25 protein-coding genes and 2 pseudogenes are annotated in these 22,939 nt (G+C 58.9%); 15 read left to right on the top strand and 12 right to left on the bottom strand.

The features are described from left to right. The first annotated feature begins 19 nt into the window (after window positions 1–19). The 3 genes from ppnN to ACODSV_RS10855 are packed head-to-tail and all read left to right on the top strand — an operon-like array spanning window position 20 to window position 2,004. Window positions 20–1,393 (top strand): nucleotide 5'-monophosphate nucleosidase PpnN, encoded by a 1,374-nt coding sequence (gene ppnN, locus ACODSV_RS10865; protein WP_024074128.1) that lies wholly within the window; start codon window positions 20–22, stop codon window positions 1,391–1,393. Window positions 1,394–1,450: 57 nt separating this feature from the next. Further along, window positions 1,451–1,594 (top strand): hypothetical protein, encoded by a 144-nt coding sequence (locus tag ACODSV_RS10860; RefSeq protein WP_190300964.1) that lies wholly within the window; start codon window positions 1,451–1,453, stop codon window positions 1,592–1,594. Between the two features lie 35 nt (window positions 1,595–1,629). Then, on the top strand, window positions 1,630–2,004 hold the full coding sequence (locus ACODSV_RS10855; RefSeq protein ID WP_024074126.1) for a hypothetical protein: 375 nt from the start codon (window positions 1,630–1,632) through the stop codon (window positions 2,002–2,004). Between the two features lie 8 nt (window positions 2,005–2,012). Here the strand turns inward: ACODSV_RS10855 and ACODSV_RS10850 are convergent, their stop codons facing one another. Together ACODSV_RS10850 and ACODSV_RS10845 are read right to left on the bottom strand one after the other, a co-directional pair. Beyond that, on the bottom strand, window positions 2,013–2,342 hold the full coding sequence (locus ACODSV_RS10850; RefSeq protein ID WP_041160867.1) for a YXWGXW repeat-containing protein: 330 nt from the start codon (window positions 2,340–2,342) through the stop codon (window positions 2,013–2,015). Between the two features lie 203 nt (window positions 2,343–2,545). After that, the gene (locus ACODSV_RS10845) at window positions 2,546–3,442 is read right to left on the bottom strand and encodes a LysR family transcriptional regulator (protein WP_102624383.1); all 897 of its coding nucleotides are present in this window, start codon (window positions 3,440–3,442) and stop codon (window positions 2,546–2,548) included. Window positions 3,443–3,541: 99 nt separating this feature from the next. On the opposite strand from ACODSV_RS10845, the gene ACODSV_RS10840 reads away from it, so the two are divergent. Then, complete coding sequence (locus ACODSV_RS10840) at window positions 3,542–4,213, top strand: NADPH-dependent F420 reductase (protein ID WP_024074123.1); 672 nt, start codon at window positions 3,542–3,544, stop codon at window positions 4,211–4,213. 78 nt (window positions 4,214–4,291) lie between these two features. Here ACODSV_RS10840 and mqo read toward each other — a convergent pair whose 3' ends face one another. Beyond that, entirely contained in the window at window positions 4,292–5,938 is a 1,647-nt protein-coding gene (mqo, locus tag ACODSV_RS10835) for a malate dehydrogenase (quinone) (RefSeq protein WP_024074121.1), read from the bottom strand. A 494-nt stretch (window positions 5,939–6,432) separates the two neighbouring features. Here mqo and ACODSV_RS10830 point away from each other — a divergent pair, with 494 nt between their 5' ends. Beyond that, a complete protein-coding gene (locus ACODSV_RS10830) occupies window positions 6,433–7,620 on the top strand; it encodes an MFS transporter (protein WP_150054319.1) in 1,188 nt (395 codons plus the stop codon). Window positions 7,621–7,720: 100 nt separating this feature from the next. Here ACODSV_RS10830 and ACODSV_RS10825 read toward each other — a convergent pair whose 3' ends face one another. Together ACODSV_RS10825 and ACODSV_RS10820 are read right to left on the bottom strand one after the other, a co-directional pair. Further along, window positions 7,721–7,942, bottom strand: a complete 222-nt coding sequence (locus ACODSV_RS10825; RefSeq protein WP_069075489.1) for a hypothetical protein — start codon at window positions 7,940–7,942, stop codon at window positions 7,721–7,723. 146 nt (window positions 7,943–8,088) lie between these two features. Further along, window positions 8,089–8,379 (bottom strand): DUF6124 family protein, encoded by a 291-nt coding sequence (locus ACODSV_RS10820; protein WP_069075490.1) that lies wholly within the window; start codon window positions 8,377–8,379, stop codon window positions 8,089–8,091. Between the two features lie 609 nt (window positions 8,380–8,988). Between ACODSV_RS10820 and ACODSV_RS10815 the strand changes: the two genes are divergently transcribed. The 3 genes from ACODSV_RS10815 to ACODSV_RS10805 all read left to right on the top strand — a co-directional run bounded on the left by ACODSV_RS10815 (window position 8,989) and on the right by ACODSV_RS10805 (window position 10,916). After that, window positions 8,989–9,327 (top strand): hypothetical protein, encoded by a 339-nt coding sequence (locus ACODSV_RS10815; protein WP_150054950.1) that lies wholly within the window; start codon window positions 8,989–8,991, stop codon window positions 9,325–9,327. A gap of 176 nt (window positions 9,328–9,503) precedes the next feature. After that, window positions 9,504–10,136, top strand: a complete 633-nt coding sequence (locus ACODSV_RS10810; RefSeq protein WP_150054951.1) for an AbiV family abortive infection protein — start codon at window positions 9,504–9,506, stop codon at window positions 10,134–10,136. A gap of 39 nt (window positions 10,137–10,175) precedes the next feature. Beyond that, a complete protein-coding gene (locus ACODSV_RS10805; RefSeq protein ID WP_150054952.1) occupies window positions 10,176–10,916 on the top strand; it encodes a trypsin-like peptidase domain-containing protein in 741 nt (246 codons plus the stop codon). 72 nt (window positions 10,917–10,988) lie between these two features. On the opposite strand, the pseudogene umuC reads toward ACODSV_RS10805, so the two are convergent. Both umuC and ACODSV_RS10795 read right to left on the bottom strand, forming a co-directional pair. After that, window positions 10,989–12,266 (bottom strand): annotated as a pseudogene (umuC, locus tag ACODSV_RS10800) (translesion error-prone DNA polymerase V subunit UmuC). Beyond that, window positions 12,259–12,435, bottom strand: a pseudogene (locus ACODSV_RS10795) (LexA family protein); the annotation flags it as partial. The pseudogenes ACODSV_RS10795 and umuC, both read right to left, overlap by 8 nt. Window positions 12,436–12,545: 110 nt before the next feature. Between ACODSV_RS10795 and dusA the strand changes: the two are divergent. Beyond that, a complete protein-coding gene (gene dusA, locus ACODSV_RS10790) occupies window positions 12,546–13,541 on the top strand; it encodes a tRNA dihydrouridine(20/20a) synthase DusA (RefSeq protein ID WP_150054953.1) in 996 nt (331 codons plus the stop codon). Between the two features lie 311 nt (window positions 13,542–13,852). Next, on the top strand, window positions 13,853–14,779 hold the full coding sequence (gene tal, locus ACODSV_RS10785; RefSeq protein WP_024074109.1) for a transaldolase: 927 nt from the start codon (window positions 13,853–13,855) through the stop codon (window positions 14,777–14,779). A 181-nt stretch (window positions 14,780–14,960) separates the two neighbouring features. On the opposite strand, the gene rssC is transcribed toward tal, so the two are convergent. Then, complete coding sequence (rssC, locus tag ACODSV_RS10780; protein ID WP_024074108.1) at window positions 14,961–15,443, bottom strand: anti-sigma factor antagonist RssC; 483 nt, start codon at window positions 15,441–15,443, stop codon at window positions 14,961–14,963. Next, entirely contained in the window at window positions 15,443–16,624 is a 1,182-nt protein-coding gene (gene rssB, locus ACODSV_RS10775; protein ID WP_024074107.1) for a two-component system response regulator RssB, read from the bottom strand. Before rssB ends, rssC begins: the two co-directional genes overlap by 1 nt. A gap of 277 nt (window positions 16,625–16,901) precedes the next feature. On the opposite strand from rssB, the gene ACODSV_RS10770 reads away from it, so the two are divergent. Beyond that, window positions 16,902–17,198 carry a PilZ domain-containing protein gene (locus ACODSV_RS10770; protein WP_024074106.1) on the top strand — a complete coding sequence of 99 codons (297 nt, stop codon included), beginning with the start codon at window positions 16,902–16,904 and terminating at the stop codon, window positions 17,196–17,198. A 61-nt stretch (window positions 17,199–17,259) separates the two neighbouring features. Here ACODSV_RS10770 and ACODSV_RS10765 read toward each other — a convergent pair whose 3' ends face one another. Further along, on the bottom strand, window positions 17,260–17,949 hold the full coding sequence (locus ACODSV_RS10765; protein WP_150056089.1) for an MlaA family lipoprotein: 690 nt from the start codon (window positions 17,947–17,949) through the stop codon (window positions 17,260–17,262). Window positions 17,950–18,145: 196 nt separating this feature from the next. Here ACODSV_RS10765 and pcrP point away from each other — a divergent pair, with 196 nt between their 5' ends. Both pcrP and ACODSV_RS10755 read left to right on the top strand, forming a co-directional pair. Further along, window positions 18,146–18,754, top strand: a complete 609-nt coding sequence (gene pcrP, locus ACODSV_RS10760) for an HAD superfamily inactivated hydrolase PcrP (RefSeq protein ID WP_150056088.1) — start codon at window positions 18,146–18,148, stop codon at window positions 18,752–18,754. A 110-nt stretch (window positions 18,755–18,864) separates the two neighbouring features. Continuing rightward, window positions 18,865–19,131 (top strand): DUF4404 family protein, encoded by a 267-nt coding sequence (locus tag ACODSV_RS10755; RefSeq protein ID WP_069075495.1) that lies wholly within the window; start codon window positions 18,865–18,867, stop codon window positions 19,129–19,131. Between the two features lie 136 nt (window positions 19,132–19,267). Here ACODSV_RS10755 and queF read toward each other — a convergent pair whose 3' ends face one another. Together queF and copI are read right to left on the bottom strand one after the other, a co-directional pair. Then, complete coding sequence (queF, locus tag ACODSV_RS10750; protein WP_150095612.1) at window positions 19,268–20,098, bottom strand: NADPH-dependent 7-cyano-7-deazaguanine reductase QueF; 831 nt, start codon at window positions 20,096–20,098, stop codon at window positions 19,268–19,270. Between the two features lie 65 nt (window positions 20,099–20,163). Beyond that, window positions 20,164–20,703, bottom strand: coding sequence for a copper-resistant cuproprotein CopI (gene copI, locus ACODSV_RS10745; RefSeq protein ID WP_150056520.1), 540 nt, complete (start codon window positions 20,701–20,703; stop codon window positions 20,164–20,166). A gap of 156 nt (window positions 20,704–20,859) precedes the next feature. On the opposite strand from copI, the gene ACODSV_RS10740 reads away from it, so the two are divergent. Further along, on the top strand, window positions 20,860–21,540 hold the full coding sequence (locus tag ACODSV_RS10740; RefSeq protein WP_024074100.1) for a heavy metal response regulator transcription factor: 681 nt from the start codon (window positions 20,860–20,862) through the stop codon (window positions 21,538–21,540). After that, window positions 21,537–22,892 carry a heavy metal sensor histidine kinase gene (locus ACODSV_RS10735; RefSeq protein WP_041161121.1) on the top strand — a complete coding sequence of 452 codons (1,356 nt, stop codon included), beginning with the start codon at window positions 21,537–21,539 and terminating at the stop codon, window positions 22,890–22,892. Before ACODSV_RS10740 ends, ACODSV_RS10735 begins: the two co-directional genes overlap by 4 nt. The last annotated feature ends 47 nt before the right edge of the window (window positions 22,893–22,939 follow it).

The raw sequence follows: 22,939 nt of genomic DNA, 5'->3' as shown, positions 1-22,939 counted from the left end.
GCGCTTTCAAGGAACCAGAATGCCCCAACGTCAAGTCATCAACGCCTCCGTCAGCCCCAAGGGCAGCCTCGAAACACTCTCCCAACGTGAAGTCCAGCAACTGAGCGAAGCCGGCTCCGGCAGCATCTATACCCTGTTCCGTCAATGTGCCCTGGCCATCCTCAATACGGGCGCGCATATCGACAACGCCAAGACCATCCTCGACGCCTATAAAGACTTTGAAGTGCGCATTCATCAGCAGGATCGTGGCGTACGCCTGGAACTGTTGAACGCGCCGGCCGATGCGTTCGTCGATGGCGAAATGATCGCCAGCACCCGCGAGATGCTGTTCAGCGCCTTGCGTGACATCGTCTACACCGAGAACGAGCTGGACAGCCAGCGCATCGACCTGAGCAACTCACAGGGCATCACCGACTACGTGTTCCACCTGCTGCGCAATGCGCGCACGCTGCGCCCCGGTGTCGAGCCGAAGATCGTGGTGTGCTGGGGCGGGCACTCGATCAACACCGAAGAATACAAATACACCAAGAAGGTCGGCCACGAACTGGGCCTGCGCAGCCTCGACGTGTGCACCGGCTGCGGTCCCGGCGTAATGAAAGGGCCGATGAAGGGCGCGACCATTTCCCACGCCAAGCAACGCATCACCGGCGGGCGCTACCTGGGCCTGACCGAGCCCGGCATCATCGCCGCCGAAGCGCCGAACCCGATCGTCAATGAGCTGGTGATCCTGCCGGATATCGAGAAGCGCCTGGAAGCCTTCGTGCGCGTCGGCCACGGCATCATCATCTTCCCAGGCGGTGCCGGCACGGCCGAAGAGTTCCTGTACCTGCTGGGTATTTTGATGCACCCGGACAACCGCGGCCTGCCATTTCCGGTCATCCTCACCGGGCCGAAACACGCCGCGCCGTACCTGCAGCAACTGCACGCCTTCGTCGGCGCAACCCTGGGCGAAGCAGCGCAGGCGCACTACCAGATCATCATCGACGACCCGGCCGAAGTGGCTCGCCAGATGACCGCCGGGCTCAAGGCGGTGAAGCAGTTCCGGCGCGAGCGCAACGACGCGTTTCACTTCAATTGGCTGTTGAAGATCGACGAAGGCTTCCAGCGCCCGTTCGACCCGACCCACGAAAACATGGCCAGCCTGCAACTGAGCCACGCGCTGCCGCCCCATGAGCTGGCGGCCAACCTGCGCCGTGCGTTCTCAGGGATCGTGGCGGGTAACGTCAAGGACAAGGGCATTCGCCTGATCGAACAGAACGGCCCGTACGAGATCCACGGCGACCCGGCCATCATGCAACCGCTGGACGAGCTGCTACAGGCCTTCGTCGCCCAGCACCGCATGAAGCTGCCAGGCGGCGCGGCCTATGTGCCGTGCTACCGCGTGGTGCAATAAACCGCCACTGCGCTCGGCCATGGTTTGTATCGCTGGGGACCCGATGGAAGGGTGTGAGTGACGTTCGGTCCAGGGTTTGACCTGTTCGGACTCACCCACATCCAGAAAGCGGCCCAGGCAATCGTGGAGTGGGGGCGGGTACTGGAGACCCTGCTGCCCACCCGCGATCGCAGCGTTGCGGCAGCGAGCAGGCTTTGGTAAAACCGCATCTTCCCTTGATCCAGAGAACGCCTCACGTGCGCACGCTTCTTCTCGCAGCCCTGGTCATGACGCCGACCCTCGTCCTGGCTGACACCATCGCCTGGCCCGACTTGCCGCCCACCTGCTTTGTCAGCGGCCGCTCCGCCACGAGTGCGGATGTCGACAGCGGGTGTGCCGCCTTCCTGATCAATGTCAAAGGCCAGGCGGCGGGCACCCCGATCAAAGTGGATATTCCCCAGTACGCCATGCATGTGGATGAAACGACCGGCAAGGAAACCCCGGTGATCCTCATCCAGGCCGAGGAAAACGGTGAGGTCAAGGCCGTGGGCTATCGGGAACTGGGCACCGACCAACTGGGGGCGGCACTGTTGCGGGAGGTTCGGCTCCTGGGTACGAAGAAGCCGACCTAGGCAGGGCTTCAGCGAACCCAGCCACCCACCTGCCAGTGGAAACCGTCATTGCGTTGCACCCAGTGCGGATGCACGTAGCGATAGCCTTCGCGCACCGGCTCCCAATGGCCATGCACCGCGACGTAGCGCCCACCGTCCCAACGCCAGTAACCGCGCGACCATATATAGCCGTAGCGTGGCGCAGGCTCGACTTCAATCACTTGAACCGGCGGCGGCTGTGGCGCGACCACCTCGACATACTCACGTTGCACCGGGCGCCGCTCATGCACGACACGCTCTTGCACACACCCGGATGCGGCGACAACCATGGCCGCCAATGCTGCATAACGTAACAACATACAAACCCCTCGGGCGCTAACACCCAACACCTGTATCAGTAAAAAATGCCCCCTGGTTCCAGCCGCGCTCCTGCATGGCCTGGGTTCTTTTTTAACAGGTGGTGTCTGTCAGGTTGCTGAACCCACTCGCCTCAAAAAGCGCACGCGACGGCCGGTCGCTTCAGGCGTACCCGCAACACCGCGGCATTTGCACCTCTTCGCCCTCATGCCGGGCCGAAACGCTCCAGCACCGCCTCGACAAACCCTCGCAACTTGGCGGTACGCTGGCGGTGGGCGGTGTAGACCAGATGCATTGGCCGGCTGGGAGCCTCGAAGTCCGGCAGCACCTGCACCAACTCGCCCCTGGCCAATGCCGCGCGCAGAAAGTCTTCCGGGCCCAGGACGATGCCAAAACCGTCCAGCGCGGCTGTCATCAATGCCCGGCTTTCATTGATCTGCAACCGGCTGGCGACCTTCACTGTGTGCGGTGTCGAGCCTTGGTAAAACACCCATTCGCGATCCGCGGGGCGTGACCAGAAGGCGTAGCCCAGGCATTCGTGGTGCTCCAGGTCGGCCGGCGCCAGCGGCATGCCGCGGGCCGCCAAGTACGCCGGCGCCGCGCAGGCCACCAGGCGGTAAGGCGCCAGTGGCCGGGCGGTCAAACCGGTGGTGGCCAGCGGGCCGATGCGAAACGCCGCTTCATAGCCCTCCTCCACCAAATCGACGAAACGATCCGTGAGGTGCAGGTCGATTTGCACCTGCGGGTTATCGCGCAAAAAAGCGGTAATCAGCGGCATCAGGCTGTAGGAGCCGAAAGTGACCGGCGCGGTGATTTTCAGCTTGCCACGCGGCGTGTCATTCATGATCTGCGCCAGGGAATCAGCCGCCTCGGCCTCTGTCAGGATATGTTTGCACCGCTCGTAATACGCGCTGCCCAACTCGGTGAGGCTTTGTCGACGCGTGGTGCGGTTGAGCAAGCGCGCGCCCAGGCGCTGCTCCAACGCGGCAACGTGTTTGGCCACCATCTGCGCCGACATGTTCAAGCGCTCGGCAGCGCGGGCGTATGAGCCCAACTCGGCGGCGACCACAAAGGCATTCATGCTGGATAGACGGTCCATCATTCCCTACTCCCAGTAACAACACCCACGCCATAACAATTATTTATCGCCAAACAGTTGCCAATCATCATAACGGCTCCCCTGTTCAAAAGGAGCAAGACCATGAAGATTGGCGTGATTGGCGCGGGCTTTATCGGGCGTGCCGTGGCCCAGCTGGCTTTAGCTGCCGGCCATGAGGTGATGCTGAGCAACTCCCGTGGCCCGCAGACCATGAGCAGCGTGCTCAGCGGTATTCGCGGCGTCAAAGTGGGCAGTGCGCAAGATGCCGCGCAGTTCGGTGACGTGGTGCTGGTGGCGATTCCGTTTGAACATTACCGCAGCATTCCCGCGCAGTGGCTGGAGGGCAAGACAATACTGGATCCCAACAACTACTACCCCGAGCGTGACGGGCATTTCCCCGCGCTCGACCGTTTTGAAACCACCACCAGCCGGCTGCTCGCCGAGCATTTTTCCCATTCGAAGGTGGTCAAGGTGTTCAATGCGATCTTCGCGACCGACCTGACCGAGCATGCCCGCCCCCACGGTGCCCCTGACCGCCGCGCATTGCCGGTGGCCGCCGATGATGCTGGCGCGAAAGCCCAGGTGATCGGCTTACTCGACGAGCTGGGCTTCGATGCCGTGGACGCCGGCAACCTGGATGACAGCTGGCGGTTCGAGCGCGCCAAACCGGCGTATTGCGTGCCGCTGGACCAGGCCGGGTTGAGGGCGGCCCTGGCCGCGGCCGAGCGCACGGTTGAACTGCCTCCGGTCAGCCGGGAGCACACCCACAGTTAAACAGCCGCGCACAAAAAGCCCGCTGACCGTTACCGGTTCAGCGGGCTTTTTTAAGCGTTACCTGATATCAGGCGTTGCTTACAGCGCCAGGTCAGACGCTGGCTTGCTCGGCGCGGCCGCAGGCTTGGCAGCCTCGGTGGCTTTTGGAGCAGTCAGTTGCGGAATCGCAGGCGGTGGGGTCAGTTGCAGGATACCGGCGGTGTAGGCCCATTCCTTGGCAACAGCTTCAGGACTGTCGTTCAGCTTGGTGCCGTAGCTTGGCACGATCTGGTGCAGTTTTGTCTGCCACTCAGGGGTCGCAACCTTGTCCTTGAACACTTTCTGCAGCACGGTCAGCATGATCGGCGCTGCAGTCGATGCGCCTGGCGATGCACCCAACAGGCCGGCAATGGTGTTGTCGGCGGAGCTGACCACTTCGGTACCGAGTTTCAGGACGCCGCCCTGCTCTTCGTCACGCTTGATGATCTGCACGCGCTGACCGGCTTGCCACAGGCGCCAGTCTTCTTTCTTGGCGTTCGGGAAGTACTCTTTCAGGGCGTTGTAGCGGTCGTCATCCGACAGCATCAGTTGGCCGGCAAGGTACTCGACCAGCGGGTATTCACGAATACCGACTTTGGTCATTGGCCAGATGTTGTGGGTGGTGGTGCTGGTCAGCAGGTCCAGGTACGAGCCTTCTTTCAAGAACTTGGTCGAGAAGGTCGCGAATGGGCCAAACAGGATCACGCGCTTGCCATCCAGCACGCGGGTGTCCAGGTGCGGAACCGACATCGGTGGCGCGCCAACCGAAGCTTTACCGTAGGCCTTGGCCAGGTGCTGCTCGGCAATGGCCGGGTTATCGGTGACCAGGAACGAGCCGCCAACCGGGAAGCCCGCGTATTCCTTGGCTTCCGGAATGCCCGACTTCTGCAGCAGGTGCAGGGCACCGCCGCCAGCGCCGATGAACACGAACTTGGCGTCGGTTTCAGTCTTGGTGCCGTCTTTCAGGTTTTTGTAGCTGACACGCCACGAGCCGTCGGCGTTCTTGGTGATGTCCTGCACTTCGCTCGACAGTTTCAGGTCGAACTTCGGCGTGGTTTGCAGGTGAGCGACGAACTGGCGGGTGATCTCGCCGAAGTTCACGTCGGTGCCGATCGGGGTCCAGGTGGCCGCGATTTTCTGGTTCGGGTCACGCCCTTCCATCATCAACGGAACCCATTTGGCGATCTGCGCCGGGTCTTCGGAGTACTGCATGCCGGCGAACAGCGGGCTCGCCTGCAGGGCTTCGTAGCGCTTCTTGAGGAACTTGATGTTGTCATCGCCCCACACAAAGCTCATGTGCGGTGTGGAGTTGATGAACGAACGCGGGTTCTTCAGCACGCCCTGCTGGACCTGCCAGGACCAGAACTGACGGGAGATCTGGAACGCTTCGTTGATCTCGACCGCTTTCGGGATCTCAACGTTGCCGTTCTTGTCTTCCGGGGTGTAGTTCAGCTCAGCCAGGGCCGAGTGACCGGTACCGGCATTGTTCCAGCCGTTGGAGCTTTCTTCGGCGACGCCGTCGAGGCGCTCGACCATTTCCATCGACCAGCCTGGTTCCAGCTCATTGAGCCATACACCCAGGGTCGCACTCATGATGCCGCCGCCGATCAGCAGCACATCGACTTTCTTTGCCTCTTCCGCGTGGACGGACGTGATCCCCATCGACAAAGCCAGCCCCAGCAGGGCCGTGTTTACTTTCTTAAACATCGGTAGCACCTATGATAAAACGCCATCCGCCCCACTGCCCCTGATGATGGGCAACCCTCGTTCACGCTGCGCCAGGCAACGCAACGTGGGGTTTGCGCATTCACTTCAAGACCGCAGGGTGGGCACACAAGGCCGACGTATCGACCTCACTTTTATGTCCCTTCTGCGCTGACTTCTTATCATTATTGGCTTCAGCTACCTGGGCGACAGCCGACCGCCGGGACGTATACGGGTGTACGTACCGGGGAAAGACCAGACCAAGATGGCGCGCAGAATATCACGCTAAACGGCGTTTATGCGTCGTTTGGCCAATTGACAGCTCTAAATCGCGGGTTTTGCCGCGCCGCTGTCAAGCGTGGCAAGCGCGACGTGGGGTCACAGGGTGTTTAATCAAACTGAACTCTTTCAAAAAAGGCTGTTCTAGACACCTTCGTCGCTGCTTGCGTAGCATCGGCGGCTGTCCTTCGTGCCGTTCATCCCAATAGAGTTACCCCATGACTATCCAGCAAACACCCGGGCACGTGCTGCCCGCGCGCAGTGCCGCCAAAATGGAAGCTGCCATGGCCGTGGGCGCCTTCGCGATCGGTACTGGCGAATTCGCCATCATGGGCCTGATGCCCGACATCGCCCGCAACTTGAACCTGAGTGAACCCCAGGTCGGTCACGCCATCAGCGCCTACGCCCTGGGCGTGATGGTCGGCGCACCGCTGCTGGCCATCCTCGGCGCCAAGCTGCTGCGTAAACATATGCTGTTGTTGCTGATGGGCCTGTACGCCCTGGGCAACCTCGCCACCGCCTTCACCCCGACCTTCGGCTCGCTGGTCGCCTTCCGCTTCATCAGCGGCCTGCCCCACGGCGCCTACTTCGGCATCGCCGCCGTGGTCGCCTCCAGCATGGTGCCCAACCACAAACGCGCCGGCGCCGTGGCGCGGGTCATGATGGGCCTGACCCTGGCCATGCTGCTCGGCAACCCCATCGCCACCTTCCTCGGCCAACACCTGGGCTGGCGTTCTGCATTTGCCTTGGTCAGCGTGATAGCCCTCCTCACCATCGCCCTGGTCTGGCAATTCGTCCCCCACCGCCACGACGAACAACGCAGCGACCCGCGCAAGGAACTGCGCGCCTTCACCAAACCCCAGGTGTGGATGGCGCTGTCGATTGGCGCCATCGGTTTTGCCGGGATGTTCTGCGTATTCAGCTACCTGGCGCCGACCATGCTGGAAGTGACCAAAGTCTCGCCACAGTGGATTCCATTTGGCCTGGCGGCGTTTGGCGTCGGTGGAATTATCGGCAACATCGCCGGCGGCAAGCTGTTTGATCGCATGCAGTTTCGCGCGGTGGGCTGGATTCTGGTGTGGTCGATGGCGGTGCTGTTGTTCTTCCCCTTCGCGGCCTCATCGCTATGGGGCGTGCTGCTGAGCATGGGCCTGGTGGGCACCATGGTGTCGCTGGCCGCACCGTTGCAGATCCGCTTGATGGATATTGCCCATGAGGCACCGAGCCTGGCAGCCGCGTCGAACCACGCGGCGTTCAACCTGGCGAATGCACTGGGGCCGTGGTTTGGCGGGATGGCGATTACAGCTGGGTTTGGCTGGACCAGCACCGGCTACATCGGCGCGGCTACGGCACTGGTCGGCCTGGGTATCTACCTGGTCGCGCGGCGCATGCAGGGCGGGCACTAAAACCCACAATTCTGCCCCCACCACAGATCGAATGTGGGAGGGGGCTTGCCCCCGATAGCAGTGGGTCAGTCACCACACCAACGCCTGACCCACCACCCCATCAATCATCATGCAACAACCCCGACCCATACTCCCCATAACTACTCCCCAGCCCACTGCCGCCAAAATTCATCTTCGCGGCCTTGCTGGGGCTGTGGTCACCAAACGCCTGGCACCCGCCCGAAAAGCAAGGGTCACTGCTCACGCCAGACGAACCCGAAGAGCAAGCGCCCAACAGCAACGTGCCAGCAATCATCACGACTTTGACAAGGTTCGAGATCATGTTTTCAGTTCCCTGTGGACTGGAGGCGCGGGGGGCCTCTCTTGGGGACGATCGTAGACCTCAAAGGCGAAGGGAATTATGAAACTTTGCCGGGTGACAGGAAGGGTTCAGGTTGCCGCCTTGGGGTAAGGCGGCGGGGTTGGGTGTCAGGCTGTGGCCGTGCTGGCGGTAGGCGCGACGTGCTCCTGGGCTCGGCTGACGAGTAGAGCGCTCAGGTCGATTAGCTGCTGGATGCCCAGGGCGATGGCGCGGTGGGGCTCATCAAGGTCGAAAGCCAGGGTTGCGGCCATTTGGTTGGCGGACGCAAGGTTTTCGGCGGCGTTGGCCAGGAGCGTTTCGGAGTCGATGTTGGGGCTGACGAGGAAGACGTTGCCAGTGGGTTGCTCGGCTGGGGCAGCGTTTGAAGCATGTGGCGGGTTAGGTGTGACCTTGTACATGGCGGAGCTCCTTAACTATTCAAGAACTGCCAAACTCACTTCCACATGAGGGTGGCAGCTGTACGCAGGTGTGGAAGACCAGGGCTAAGGACCCGGCGCACCGAAGTGCCCCGCGCACAGCCGCCGAAACACATAATACAGACGTAAAAAAACGCCGGTAGCGGTTTATGGGCGATTGCGTCTTAGCTTGGTACGGACTTCCACATCCGGCCGCTGGGTTGTCAGCGGCTTGAGGAGGTTAGCTATGGGTGGTCTGAGGGGCAAGCCGAGAAAAGTGTGGGACATTTCCTAGAGATTTTGGCTTGGTCCCGGAGACAATTTTATCGCTTATCTGTCGTACCGGTGATGGATTGGACGTAGAGCGTTATCCGCCCCTAGGCTTACGTAGGTAAAAGACTCTTCTGCGTTTCGCTTGTAGCAATTTCTAAGCAATTACCTTCTACCAGCTTGCGTCTACGAGGCCGTAGCTCACGCTTGCGTCAAGTAATCTAAATGATGCGGTACAAGGTCATTCAAAAGCACGCAGCCGGGCAAGAATGGGCTCGACTTCGGTTTTCAGAGCTGTGTTATGGTGGCGATTCATAAGGACCATGACCCGTGGAGGGGATGATGAGCGAAGAAGCTAAGGTGCTAGCGCAGTTGTTGAAAAACGGTCATTTTGATAACGAAGACCCTAAGGTTGGTGGAATTGCCAAGCTTGCCATCGACAAAGGCTTCGACACCCTCACAGAACTTCAGAAGGGGGTTGTCAGAGCGTATCTAAAAAACGCTTGCGACGGGGTAACTGACCCTGGTGATCACCACAATGAGTGCCAAGTCATCCTAGAAGGCGCTGAGTTAGTAACAGCTCTTGAGGGTGAAGGTTATTACGGCGCTCTCCTATGTGAGAACTGCATTAACGAAACTGAGCAGTATAAGCAGGAATGGGATCGTATTCAGGCTGAATAGTCTGACATCAGATATTAACGGGCCGGTTCATAACACTCAAAAATGACCGGCCTTCCTGCCTTTCCATGAACCTAAACAACCCTTACCAGCCTGCACAAACCAACATGCCAAGCTATAAAAACAAAACAAACTCAAGACGGCTTCCTACCACACAAAAAAATTTGCATGGTGAATGAATGTCTCTATCTCTAAAACACATTGATGATTACATCCATGCATTACTAACTAATGCGGAATCCTTAATTGAGGAGGCAGCAATTTTATTTCAGAACAGCTTTTACGCGAGAGCTTTTACTTTATCCCATATCGCTCGAGAAGAGCTTTCTAAATGTCTGATGCTACACGCTGCTGGCGTAAAGAAGCTCGCAGGGCATCCCGTTGATGAAAAAAAACTTATGGCACGTCTAAGAGATCACAAGGCGAAGCTCACAGCTGAACATGTGCAGACCTCTGTCATAATTTCCGCACTAGGAGCTACAAATCAGGGCATAGATTTACTCCAATCAAGTAGCATACTAACTGAGCATAGAAACAATAGAAAGAACGCATCACTTTACGTAGGGCTTAAGGATGACGTCGTGAGCATCCCGACAGAGCAGTTCTCCTCGGAACAAGCTAGCAGAAACATAGCTTTAGCCACCGATGCACTGACCTACCAAAAAAATTCAAATAAACTAATGGGAAAGCTATCTGAGAGAAAACCTATTTCAATACCACGAATTGAGCCTGGAGACATCGAGATTGAAACCATGACAGAGCTTCTCGAAGAACTGGCAAAAGCGATGAAACCGATAATCGACAAGGGCTAATCCCAAAAACCTAAGCCAACAGACTACAAGACTTAACGCATGAAAAAACCACCTCCTGTCCCAAGCGATCTATTTGAATCCCTTCTTGGATTAATACATCCACTAGTTATCTATTCGGAAAACAAAGAATATCCTTACTGGGGTGTCGGAACTGCATTTACCGCAGAATGGCGGGGACATATTTATTTGATTTCTGCAAAGCACATATGGGTAAATCAAAAAACAAACCCTCAACACATCAGAGTTTTTCTACGCACATCAGGCCTAGAAATCAAATTTGACCGTGAAGCAATAATGAAAGACGACTTCGAACCATCGCAAGACTTATTAGTTATGCGAGTACATCCTGAGAATGTCGACTCTTTAAGTAATAACGGCTTGAACTGGATAGATATAGGGTACACAATTGATGACGACGCGAGAGACGAAGATAAGAGCTACTGCGTCTTTGGCTATCCTGACAGCCATAGATCATATGATTATGATGAAAAGCAGTTCTCCGCATCGTTAGGAGTGCTTTTTGGTAAACGAATAATTCCCCAGATAGAAAATCTCGAATCGTTAAAAATAACCACAACAGATAATAAATGCCTTCGAGGATATAGTGGCTCGCCAGTTTTTAGATACGCTAATGGTCAGATGGAGTTCTCTGGAATGGTGATTACTGGTTCTGGAGCAAGCGGCGTAATAAACTATATCCCCGCTCAATTTATAGCCGAATTATTATATGACGTTGACAACCTTGAACGCGGAGAAGTAGTTTTCCCTCCTGAGTTTTAAGCAGGAAGCATACGCACAACACAAAGTGATAGAAAATATTAAATATCAAACACCCCCTTAGTATTAGGTTTGTTATTTGCAAGAAACCATCCATAGATGGTCAAGTCTAGTTGTATAGCTTTTACTCATAATCTCCCGACGCATTGCCCAGCTAGGATCCGCTGGCACGCTTGCCGAACGCAACGCCCCCCTACCCCACCTTTCGTTAATTTGGTCCAAAACCGCCATCACACGAGTCGCCTGCGCCGGCTGTGAAATAGAAAACAAATCATCGGTGTACTCACCTGCCCGGCAAAGGTTGAGCAACATCACCTCAGCCTTGCTGTACTTAAAGCCTGGTCGAAATATCTGATCAACCGCCCCCACCGCCGCTTGAGTAAGCAGCCGCACGTCATCAGTAGGGTACGGCATATCCACCACCACCCCATTGGCATACTTCGCCTCCTCCGGATTGAACATGCCAGTGCGGATGCACACGCGCACCTTCTTGCACAGCGAGTTCTGAGCGCGGAGCTTCTCAGACGCACGCATCATGTAGGTGGCCACCGCTTCCTTGATTGGCGGCAGCTCCGTCAGCCTCTTGCCGAACATGCGGCTACAGCAGATTTCCTACTTCGGCGGATCCGGTTCATCCAGCTCCAGCCAAGGTGTGCCGCCCAATTCTCTGGCCGTCTTCTCGATCACAACGCTGAACTTCTTACGGAGCGTCCACGGATCGGCCTTAGCCAGGTCCATAGCCGACTTGATCCCCATGGCATCAAGATGGAGTTTCATCTTGCGGCCAACGCCCCACACTTCAGCCACGTCCGTATTGCGCAGCACCCAGTCACGCTTAACCGGATCGGTGATGTTGACCACCCCACCAGTTTGGGACTGCAGGCGCTTCGCGGTGTGGTTTGCTAGCTTCGCCAGAGTTTTGGTGTGCGCGATACCAACACCGACAGAGATACCAGTGCCGCGAAGCACCTAGGAGCGAATCTGCCGGCCTAAGGCATCCAGCCCACCGATGCCAGTCAGATCGGCGAACGCCTCGTCGATGCTGTACACCTCAACCGCCGGCACCATCGCCTCGATCAGGCTCATCACGCGCTCGCTCATGTCGCCGTACAGCGCATAGTTGGAGGAGAACGGGACAATGCCGTGCTGCTTGAGTTTGTGCTTGATCTGGAAATACGGCTCGCCCATTTTGATGAAGGGTTTGGCGTCGTAGCTCCGAGCGATGACACAGCCGTCGTTATTGCTCAGCACCATGATGGGCACCTTCGCCAGGTCGGGCCGGAATACCCGTTCGCAACTGGCATAGAAGCTGTTGCAGTCGATCAGTGCGAAGGTTGACTGCTGCTTAGACATGGCTGCGCACTGTGCTGGTGATCACGCCCCAGATCGACAGTTCGTCGCCTTCGAGAACGTAGCGCGCCGGGAACTTGGGGTTTTCGGAAAGCAGGACCACCTCCCGGCCGCGCTTGCATAGGCGCTTGCAGACGGGCTCATTGTTCAGCAGTGCCACCACCACATGCCGGAAAAAAGGGAATTTATTTAAGGGCCTCGCATCGCACGACCAACACCCCGCCCCCTCAAACCCATTCCTGATAAACTGCCCACCCTTCGCATTCTCCATCCCAGATCCCAATGCCCTCAGAAATAGCTACACCGCAAGCCCTCTCCCGCCGCTTCTCCGTCGCCCCCATGATGGACTGGACCGACCGTCACTGCCGGTTCTTCCTGCGCCTGCTCTCCAAGCACGCCCTGCTCTACACCGAGATGGTCACCACCGGCGCGATCCTCCATGGCGACCACGACCGCTTCCTGCGCCATAACGAAGCCGAGCACCCTCTGGCGCTCCAGCTTGGCGGCAGTGTCCCCGCTGACCTGGCCGCTTGTGCCCGTATGGCCGAGGCCGCTGGCTACGACGAAGTGAACCTGAATGTCGGCTGCCCGAGCGACCGGGTGCAGAACAATATGATCGGCGCGATCCTGATGGCTCACCCGGCCTTGGTGGCCGATTGTGTGAAGGCGATGCGCGATGCGGTGTCGATTCCGGTGACGGTCAAGCACCGCATCGGGATCAATGGGCGGGACAGTTATGCCGAGTTGTGTGACTTTGTCGGGACGGTGAAGGACGCGGGCTGCAGCAGTTTTACGGTGCATGCTCGGATTGCGATTCTGGAAGGGTTGTCGCCAAAGGAGAACCGCGACATTCCACCCTTGCGCTATGACGTGGCGGCGCAGTTGAAGCAGGACTTCGCTGAGTTGGAGATTATTCTCAACGGCGGCATCAAGACGCTGGAGCAGTGCCATGAACATTTGCAGACGTTTGATGGGGTGATGCTGGGCCGGGAGGCTTATCACAATCCGTATCTGCTGGCGGAGGTGGATCAGCAGTTGTTTGGCAGTGAAGCGCCGGTGATCAGCCGGGCGGAGGCGTTGGCGCAGTTGCGGCCTTATATCGCTGAGCATTTGGCGGCGGGTGGGGCGATGCATCATGTGACGCGGCATGTGTTGGGGTTGGGCACCGGTTTCCCTGGGGCGCGCAGATTCAGGCAGTTGTTGTCGGTGGATATTCATAAGGCTGCGGATCCGTTGGCATTGTTGGATCAGGCAGGGGCGTTGTTGGAAGGGCGTTGATTGGATAGCTTGCAGGGCGTCGGTTGGTTATTGATGAACTGACACACTGCCATCGGGGGCAAGCCTCCTCCCACATTGGGTGCGGTGCATACCAGGGAAGGCGTCAGTTGGCATGAAGGCGCTATCCAAGTGTCATCGGGCAATTGGGTTGAACCTGTGGGCCGTTCTGGCCTCCTATTCAGCAGCAAGGCCCGTCATTCAAACGGCTGTTTTCAGGTTGTTGCCCTCGCAAACGATCGAACGCATTTGCGCCCTTGAGCGCCTGTCGGCGCTCGGGTAATGTCATCAGACCCATAGGACAGAGCACGCCCATGACTTCCAAGCTGGAACAACTCAAGCAGTTCACCACCGTCGTAGCCGATACCGGCGATTTTTCCACCCTCGCCAAGCTCAAGCCGCAAGACGCCACCACCAACCCTTCCCTGCTGCTCAAGGCCGCGTCGATTCCGGGCTATGCCAAGCTGCTGGATGAGTGTGTGCAGGACTGCAACGGTGATGTCGGCCTGGCCAGCGACCGTTTTGCGGTAGCGGTGGGTCAAGAGATTCTCAAAGTGGTACCAGGCCGTATTTCCACCGAAGTGGATGCCCGCCTGTCGTTCGACACTGACGCCGTACTCAAGCGCGCGCACCGTCTGATCGACCTGTATGACAAGGCCGGCGTCGGCCGCGACCGCGTATTGATCAAGATCGCCTCCACCTGGGAAGGCATCCGTGCGGCGGAGAAGCTGGAAAAAGAAGGCATCCAGACCAACCTGACCCTGCTGTTCTCGTTTGCCCAGGCTGTGGCTTGCGCGGAAGCGGGTGTGTTCCTGATTTCGCCATTCGTAGGCCGGATCTACGATTGGTACAAGAAAGCCAATGGCAACGACTACACCGGCTCGGATGATCCTGGCGTGCAGTCGGTGACGCGCATCTACAACTACTACAAGGCCAACGGCTACAAGACCGTGGTGATGGGTGCGAGCTTCCGTAACCTGAGTCAGATCGAAGAGTTGGCTGGGTGTGATCGCCTGACGATCAGCCCGGACCTGTTGGAGAAGCTGGCGGCGGACGAAGGCAAGCTGGAGCGCAAGTTGTCGCCTGGCCATGCCGGAGAGGCGCGGGTACATTTGACTGAAGCGCAGTTCCGTTGGGAGTCCAACGAGGATGCGATGGCGACTGAGAAGCTGGCAGAGGGTATTCGTCAGTTTGCTCGGGACCAGGAGAAGCTTGAGGCGCTGTTGTCCGCCAAGCTGTAAACGGACAGAGACGGCAAAAAGGGCGGTACCCGTGAGGGTACCGCCCTTTTTTGTATCGATCGCAAGCCGATCTCAGTTCAACTGTGGGAGGGGGGTTGCTCCCGATGGCGGTGGGTCAGCGAGGAATACATGGCCTTACACTGTGCTATCGGGGGCAAGCCCCCTCTCACCTACAGAGGGATCAGTGACGCTCGAGGGCGTTGACGAGGTCGTGGAAGGCTTCGCGGTTGGACTCGTTGAGGCCCATCAGGATTTTGTGCGCTTCCAGTACCTTCACCCGAACAACCTCCTCGGACTGGTCCTGGACCGGCAGGTCGGTGAGGCATTCCGGGCAAGGGATCGGGCGGTCAACGATGTTGAACACCTGGTCGAAGCCCATGGACTGCAGCAGCCGGGTGATGTCTTCGTGGGTGGTGACGACGGTGGGCAACAGGCCGACCTTCTGCCGAGACAGAATGGACAACTTGGCCAACAGCCCAAGGGTGGTGCTATCGATGCTGCGGGTTTCGGTCAGATCGATCACGATCGCCGAGAAGTTCAGCGCTGTGAAAATCCGCTCAATCGTCGCATCCAGCGCCGAACACAAGGTCAGGCGCACTTCACCGACAAACTTCAGGACAAAGGTCCCGTCTTGCTCGGCGAATTGGATTCTTCCGGTACTCATCAAAGATTCCTGCTCAACACCAATAGGGCGATATCATCCGGCATCTCCCCTAGCGTGGCCAATCCAAAAACCTGCCGCAGGCCATCCAGGCTGCCGCCCGCCGACTTGACCCGTTGGGGCAAGGCGGCTTCTTTCTCTTTGAGTGTAGGCTCTGGAAGAAGGTCCAGGATGCCATCGGACATCAGCGTCAGGCTGAAGGTCGGTGGCAGCTCCAGGATGTGGTCTTCATAGGTGGCTTCATTGAACAAGCCAACGGGCAGACCCCGTCCTTCCAGGTAGCGCACACTGTCAGGTGTGTACAAAACCGGCATCGGCAGGTGACCACCAATGCTGTAGGTCAAAAGACCGGTTTCTTCATCGATCACGCCGCCCACCATCGTCACGTGTTTGCCCAGCTTGCAGCTGATCAAGCCTCGGTTGATGTGGCCCAGCACCTCGGAGGGAGTGAACTCCGGCAAGGTGCCATTGCGCTTGGATTCAAACAACAGCCGTGTGGTCATGAATTTCAACAACACGGTCACAAAAGCGGAGGAAGCACCGTGGCCGGAGACATCGGCCAGGTAGAACGCCACGCGGCGCTCGTCGACACGGAAATAGTCGACAAAATCACCCGACAGGTACAACGACGGAATGATCTGGTGCGCAAACTTGAACTCGTCGATGGTCCAGGGGCTGACCGGCAGCATGTTCATCTGCACCTGGCGACCGGCGTTCTGGTCCTCCTGGAGCAGGTTCAGGCTGGCTTCGAGTTCACGGTTGGCGGTTTCGAGCTTTTCGCGGTAACGCTGGTTTTCCAGCAGCAGGCGTGCACGATCCAGGGCACGGCGCACTGAGTGCTCCAGCACCGCCAGGTCTTCCAGGGGCTTGATCAGGTAATCGGCGGCGCCCAGGCGCAAGGCCTCGACAGCATCGTTCATGACCCCGGCGCCGGACACGACAATCACCGGCGTCTGCGGGGCGCGCTCGGTCACCTGGCGGATCAGCTCGAGGCCGCCCATCTGGGGCATGCGCAGGTCGCAGATCACGAGGTCGGGCTGGTCGCTCTCGAATACCTGGAGACCCTGTTGGCCATTGCTGGCCTGCAGGACGCTGAACCCACTGTCTTCCAAATAGGCCGCAAGGCTTGCGCGCACTACTTCGTCGTCATCGATTATCAGCAGCGTGGCACTGGTTTTTTGCATGTGGGCAAACGGCGCCAGAATTAGGTTGGCGTAGGCGACTCGGCAAAGGCCGGGCTCACTCTACTGGATTCGCTTTCTAGCCTCTCTGTCCTACAAAGCATAGGCTTTTTGCCCACGCACAACTGTAAAGCAGAGGTGCCCTTCTAAGGCGCAGACGGTACTCCCATCCGCCTGGTGTTTCAAGCTCATGCCGATGGTCGCCGGGCGTCTTTACATCGCAAATCACCGGGAGTTATAAGAACCCTTAAAACCACAACACAATGTAAGGATGGAAGCTGTGAGCGAATACGAGCGCGACTACGCTGAAAAACGCGACTTCATCCGCATGCGAGTGGATGCCGACGTGGCGTTGATCCACGCGGGGCAAGAGATTGCCGGGGTTTGCGTGGACCTTTCCAGCTCCGGGATGCAGGTGCAGGCACCGCGTCAGTTCAACGTGGGAGACCTGCTCACGGTGCGCATTGATTCAGAGCACGCGGCTCTCAAAGGCCTGGAGGCTGACACCGAAGTGGTATGGACCAAAACGGCAGGCGAAGAGCAACAACTGGGGCTTAAGATCTTGAAAATGCGCTGAAACCGCACATAAAAAAGGCGACCGCCAGGGTCGCCTTTTTTTCATTTCAAAATATCACAGCTTAAAAGTCGTCGACGACCTTGCCGTCCTTGACCTTGAACTCGCGGTTCTGCAGGTAAGCGTTACGAATAAAGGTGTACTTGTCGCCGGTGATCAGCTTCTCGCTGTCGAGCAGACTGGCGCGGGTATCAACGATATTCAGGCCCATGGTGCTGTTGCGCCAGCCAATGTCGTTCATATAGCGATATGGCTGGGTGTAGCTGTCCACGTACTTGGACGGCGCATCACGCAGGGTGCTTGGCCCCAGCAGCGGCAGCATCACGTATGGGCCACTGCCCACGCCCCAGTAACCCAGGGTCTGGCCGAAGTCTTCATCGCTGCGCTTGAGCCCCATTTTGGTGCCGACATCGATAAAGCCCAGCACGCCGAAGGTGGTGTTCATCAGCAAGCGAGCGGTGTCCACGCCCGCGGCGTGCGGCTTGAGCTGCAACACGTTGTTGGCCAGGTTGCCGACATCGCCGATGTTGCGGAAGAAATTGTGCACGCCGTCTTGCATGAATTGCGGGGTCACAAACTGATAGCCCTGGGCCAATGGCTTGAGGGCGTAGGTATCAACGGTGTCGTTGAAGGTGAAGATCGGGCGGTTGACGCTTTCCCATGGGTCATCTTCCGACGCTGCCTGTGCGGCGAATGGCACCAGCAGGACAGTGGCACACACCGACAACTGAGCGAAGTAGTGGCTCCAGCGCATAGCTTTTGCTCCTTGAATGGTCTGTCATGGGCGCTATGCCCTGAATAAGGCCGTCAGTATATGACGGAAGTGTGGATTTAGGCAGCTACCAAGAAACGACTGACTCGGAAATGGACAATTTTCCTACAATTAACGCCAGTGTCATCGACTTGTCATCCCACCCCGATAGCGTTGGCGCTATTTCAGGGATGTATAAATGCCTCACGCCGAGATTGCCGTCGCCACCGCTCCCACCCTGACTGCCGTGTTGTTTGGCCTGAGTGGCTGCCTGGTGGATTTCGGTTCCCAGGCACGCACCGATTCGTTCTCCCCGCACTCCGAAGCTACGCCCGGCGCGCTGAAGATTCTGCGCAGCCTGAAAGAGCAAGGCGTGCCCTGCGCCTGGCTGGATGAATTGCCACCCTCGGTGACCACCCCGCTGGCTGCGGCCCTGCCCGATTGGGTCAAGGCCGCATCCCCCTCCTCCATCCGCTGGCCGGCGCCCCATGCGTGCTGGCAAGCGCTGATGGAATTGAATATCCCACGCCTGGAAGGCTGCGTGCTGGTCAGCGGCGAGCCGCGCTTGCTGCAATCGGGCCTGAATGCCGGGTTGTGGACCATCGGCCTGGCGTCCTGCGGTTCACTGTGCGGCCTGGCGCCCGAGCAATGGCAGGCGCTGACCGAGCAGCAGCGCGAATACAAGCGCGGCAAGGCTACCGTGGCACTGTATGGGTTGGGGGTGCATTCGGTGATCGATCATCTCGGCGAGCTCGGCACCTGCCTGGCGGACATCAGCCTGCGCCAGCTCAAAGGCGAGAAGCCCTGATCGAGATCATGCACATTCGGCCCCGGTGGATTAATCTACCGGTCAGTCCGTAGACCTTTCTCGGCGTGCCGTGGTCTATGCCAGTGCCTATCGATAAAAGGAAGAACGCCATGCCTGCCCGCGAAAAATTGCAAGAACAGGTCAATATCCTGCGCGAGCAACTGGAACAGGAACCGCCGCTGCCAGCCGAAAAACGTGAAGCGCTGGAAGCCTTGCTCGCCAAGTTCGAAGTACAACTGGAGCTGGAACCGGCCACCCAGCCACCCAGCATCGCTGACGATGTGAACCGTGCAGTGGAAGGTTTCGAGTTGGACCATCCAGGCATCGCGGGTACTTTGCGCAATATCGTGATCACCTTGGGCAACATCGGCATTTAAACCGGCCCAAAGCCACACGCAGAACCAAAATGTGGGAGGGGGCTTGCTCCCGATAGCGGAGTGTCAGTCACAGTCTCTGTGCCTGACCCACTGCTATCGGGAGCAAGCCCCCTCCCACATTTGTTTACTGTGAAGGTTACTGGCGCGCCAGGCGCACGTTCTGGAACGCCACATCCTCAGTACTGCGGTACGGATTGATATCCAACCCACCCCGCCGCACATAGCGCGCATACACCGTCAGCTTCTCTGGCTTGAGCAAACGCTGCAGGTCGAGAAAGATCCGCTCCACGCACTGCTCATGGAAATCTGAGTGTTGGCGAAAGCTCACCAGGTATTCCAACAGGCTGGCGTGATCCAGCGCCGCCCCCCGATATTCCACCGCCACGCTGCCCCAATCGGGCTGGCTGGTGACCGGGCAGTTGGATTTGAGCAAGTGGCTGTGCACACTTTCCTCCACCACACGCGAATCGTCGCAACGCAGCAGTTCCGGGCGCGGGTGCTCGTAGTTGCTGACGCTGATATCCAGATCATCGATGCAAGTGCCCGGCAGGGCCACCACGCCTTCGGCTTCCACCTCGCCCAGGCTGCGGATGCGCACGCCCACCGGTTTGCCGGCGGCGGCGCTGAGATCGGTGCGCAACGTGGCTTCCAGGCGCTGCGTGTCGGCAAACGCGGTCTGGTTCAGCGAGTTGAGGTACAGCTTGAAGGACTTGGACTCGATGATATTCGGCGAGTCAGCCGGAATACTGAATTCACCGATGGCCACCACCGGCTTGCCCGAGGGCAGCAGCCAGGACAATTCGAAGCAGTTCCAGAAGTCCACGCCTTTGTACGGCAGGGTCTCGGCGCTCAGGCCCAGTTCGGCCCACTTGGCGGCGCGCGGAATCGGGAACAGCAACGAAGGGGTGTAGGTGGAGATGTATTCACTGGACTTGCCCAGCGGCGAATGTTCGGCAGCGGGATGCATGGCGGAAACCTGGCTAAATAAACCGCGCCAGTCTACCAGCCTTTGCCCCCGCCCTTAACAAGCGCTCATTCGACGTTGAGCTTGCCGACCATGCCCGCCTGGTAATGCCCGGGTATGTTGCAGGCGAACTCCAGGCCAGTGGCCTTGGTGAACGTCCAGGTCAGCTCGGCGGTTTTGCCGGGCTCGACCAGCACGCTGTTAGGGTCATCGTGCTTCATGCCCCCCATACCACTCATGCCGCCCATATCACCGTGCCCCATGGCGCCGTGATCCATCTTGCCCATACCGGTGGCATTCAGCATGCCGCTGGCCTGCATCTGTAGCATTTCCTTCTGGTGCTCGGCATGCATCGCTGCATCACCCAGGTTGAATTCGTGGAGCAACTGGCCCTTGTTGACCAGCACAAAGCGCACGGTCTCACCGGCCTTTACGTCCAACGACTTGGGCGAAAAGGAAATATCCTGCAATGTAACTTCCACGGTGCGCGTGGCCTTGTCGGCAGCCGCTGGCTGGCCAAATGCATAGGTGTGAGCCGTTTCAGCCGCCGCCCCGAAACTCAAGGCCAACAGGCAGCCCGCTAACAACAGGGGGTTACGCAATACCATCTCAATTCTCCAAAGGTGTGGGATCAGCCTGGATAGCACTCTAAGATGACCTCGCTGCCAGCCAGCTGACTGCTAGATTACAACTTTGTCAGGTTGCGCCCCTGCCCTGCCGAGCGCGGTATAAAGCCCGTCGTGACCCGCTGCCAAGAGCTGCCCATGAAACTGCTGATCGTCGAAGACCAACCCAAGACCGGCCAATACCTGCGCCAAGGCCTGGCCGAGGCCGGTTTTACCACCGAGTTGGTGGCCGACGGCACCAGCGGCCAGCACCTGGCACTGACGGGCGACTACGACCTGTTGATCCTCGATGTGATGCTGCCCGGTCGCGATGGCTGGCAGATCCTGCAGGCGGTACGCAGTGCCGGCCTGGATATCCCGGTGCTGTTCCTCACCGCCCGCGACACGGTGGAAGACCGGGTACACGGCCTGGAACTGGGCGCTGACGACTACCTGGTCAAGCCGTTCGCCTTCTCCGAACTGCTGGCGCGGGTGCGCAGCCTGTTACGCCGTGGCAGCAGCGCCCCCCAGGACACCGCACTGCAACTGGCCGACCTGCGCCTGGACCTGATCCGCCGCCGGGTTGAGCGAAGCGGCCAGCGCATCGACCTCACCGCCAAGGAATTCGCCCTGCTCGAACTGCTGCTGCGCCGTCAGGGCGAAGTGCTGCCCAAGTCGCTGATCGCTTCCCAGGTGTGGGACATGAACTTCGACAGCGACACCAACATCATCGAAGTCGCGATCCGCCGCCTGCGCCTGAAAATCGACGACAACTTCCCCACCAAGCTGATCCACACCGTGCGCGGCATGGGTTATGTACTGGAAGAACGATGCAGTTGATCAAGCGCCTGTCCCTGGCCAGTCGGCTGGCCCTGCTGTTTGCCGCCTGCACCGCCGTGGTGTCGTTGATTGCCGGGGTGCTGTTCAACCAGGCCAGCGAAGCGCACTTCGTCGAGCTGGACCAGCAACTGCTCGACAGCAAGTTGGTCGCGCTGCGCAGCACCTTGCAGGGCGTCGACTCCGTGCAGTCATTCGTACAACGCGAAGCGCAACTGCGCGCCGAACTCAACCGCCAACCCGACCTCGCCTTGCGCATCAGTGCCGCCGGCCAGCGCTGGTTTGACGGCGCGCCGAACATCCCCCTGCCCGAGAAGCCTGGCCTGTACAGCCTACAAAACGCCGGAACCGACTACCGTGTGTACAACGCGCCACTGAGCCCGGGCCAACCCGACTCACCGCAACTGAGCCTGATGCTCGACATCACGCACCACCAGCACTTCCTGCAACGCATGCAACATTTGATCTGGCTCACCGTCAGCCTCTCGGCCCTGGCCACCGCACTGCTCGGCGCCTGGGCCGCGCGCAGTGGCTTGCGCCCCTTGCGGCGCATGAGTGAAGTGGCCGCCGGCGTGTCGGCCCACTCCCTGACCCAACGCCTGCCCCAGCAGCAGATGCCGGTGGAACTGGCGGAACTGGCCCAGGCCTTCAACGCCATGCTCGGCCGCCTGGACGATGCATTCCAACGCCTCTCGGCCTTCTCCGCCGACATTGCCCATGAACTGCGCACGCCCCTGTCGAACCTGTTGACCCAGACCCAAGTCATCCTGACCCAGCCGCGCCCGCTGGAGGACTACCGCGAAGCGCTGCACAGCAATCTGGAAGAGCTGCAATGGATGGCGCAGCTGGTGAATGACATGCTGTACCTGGCCAAGGCTGATCATGGGTTGCTGACGCCCAAGCGCGAGCCGTTGAGGTTGGCGGACGAAGTGGATGCGCTGCTGGAATTCTTCGTCTTGCTGGCGGAAGACGCGCAGGTCAGCCTGGTGCGCGAGGGAACGGCCCACACCACCGGCGATCGCGGCATGCTGCGCCGGGCATTGTCGAATCTGTTGGATAACGCGCTGCGCTTTACGCCGGCGGGCGGCGAGGTGCGGGTGCATCTGGAGGAAGGTGCACAAGGCGTGACGCTGACAGTGGAGAACAGCGGCGAAGGCATACCGGCGGACGTATTACCGCGGTTGTTCGACCGGTTCTACCGAGCGGACCCGGCGCGGCATGAAGGCAGCAGCGAACATGCGGGGCTGGGGCTGGCGCTTACCCAGTCGATTGTGCGGGCGCATGGGGGGAGGATTTATTGTGAGTCTGAGGCGGGGTGGACAAGGTTTGTGATTGAGTTGCCTGCCGGAGATTGATGCACGCTGTACCGGCGCTATCGGGGGCAAGCCCCCTCCCACATTTT

The organism is Pseudomonas sp. FG86, from assembly GCF_057808775.1.
The sequence above is the reverse complement of the archived record's forward strand: the minus strand, read 5'-3'. Positions and strand labels throughout refer to the sequence as shown.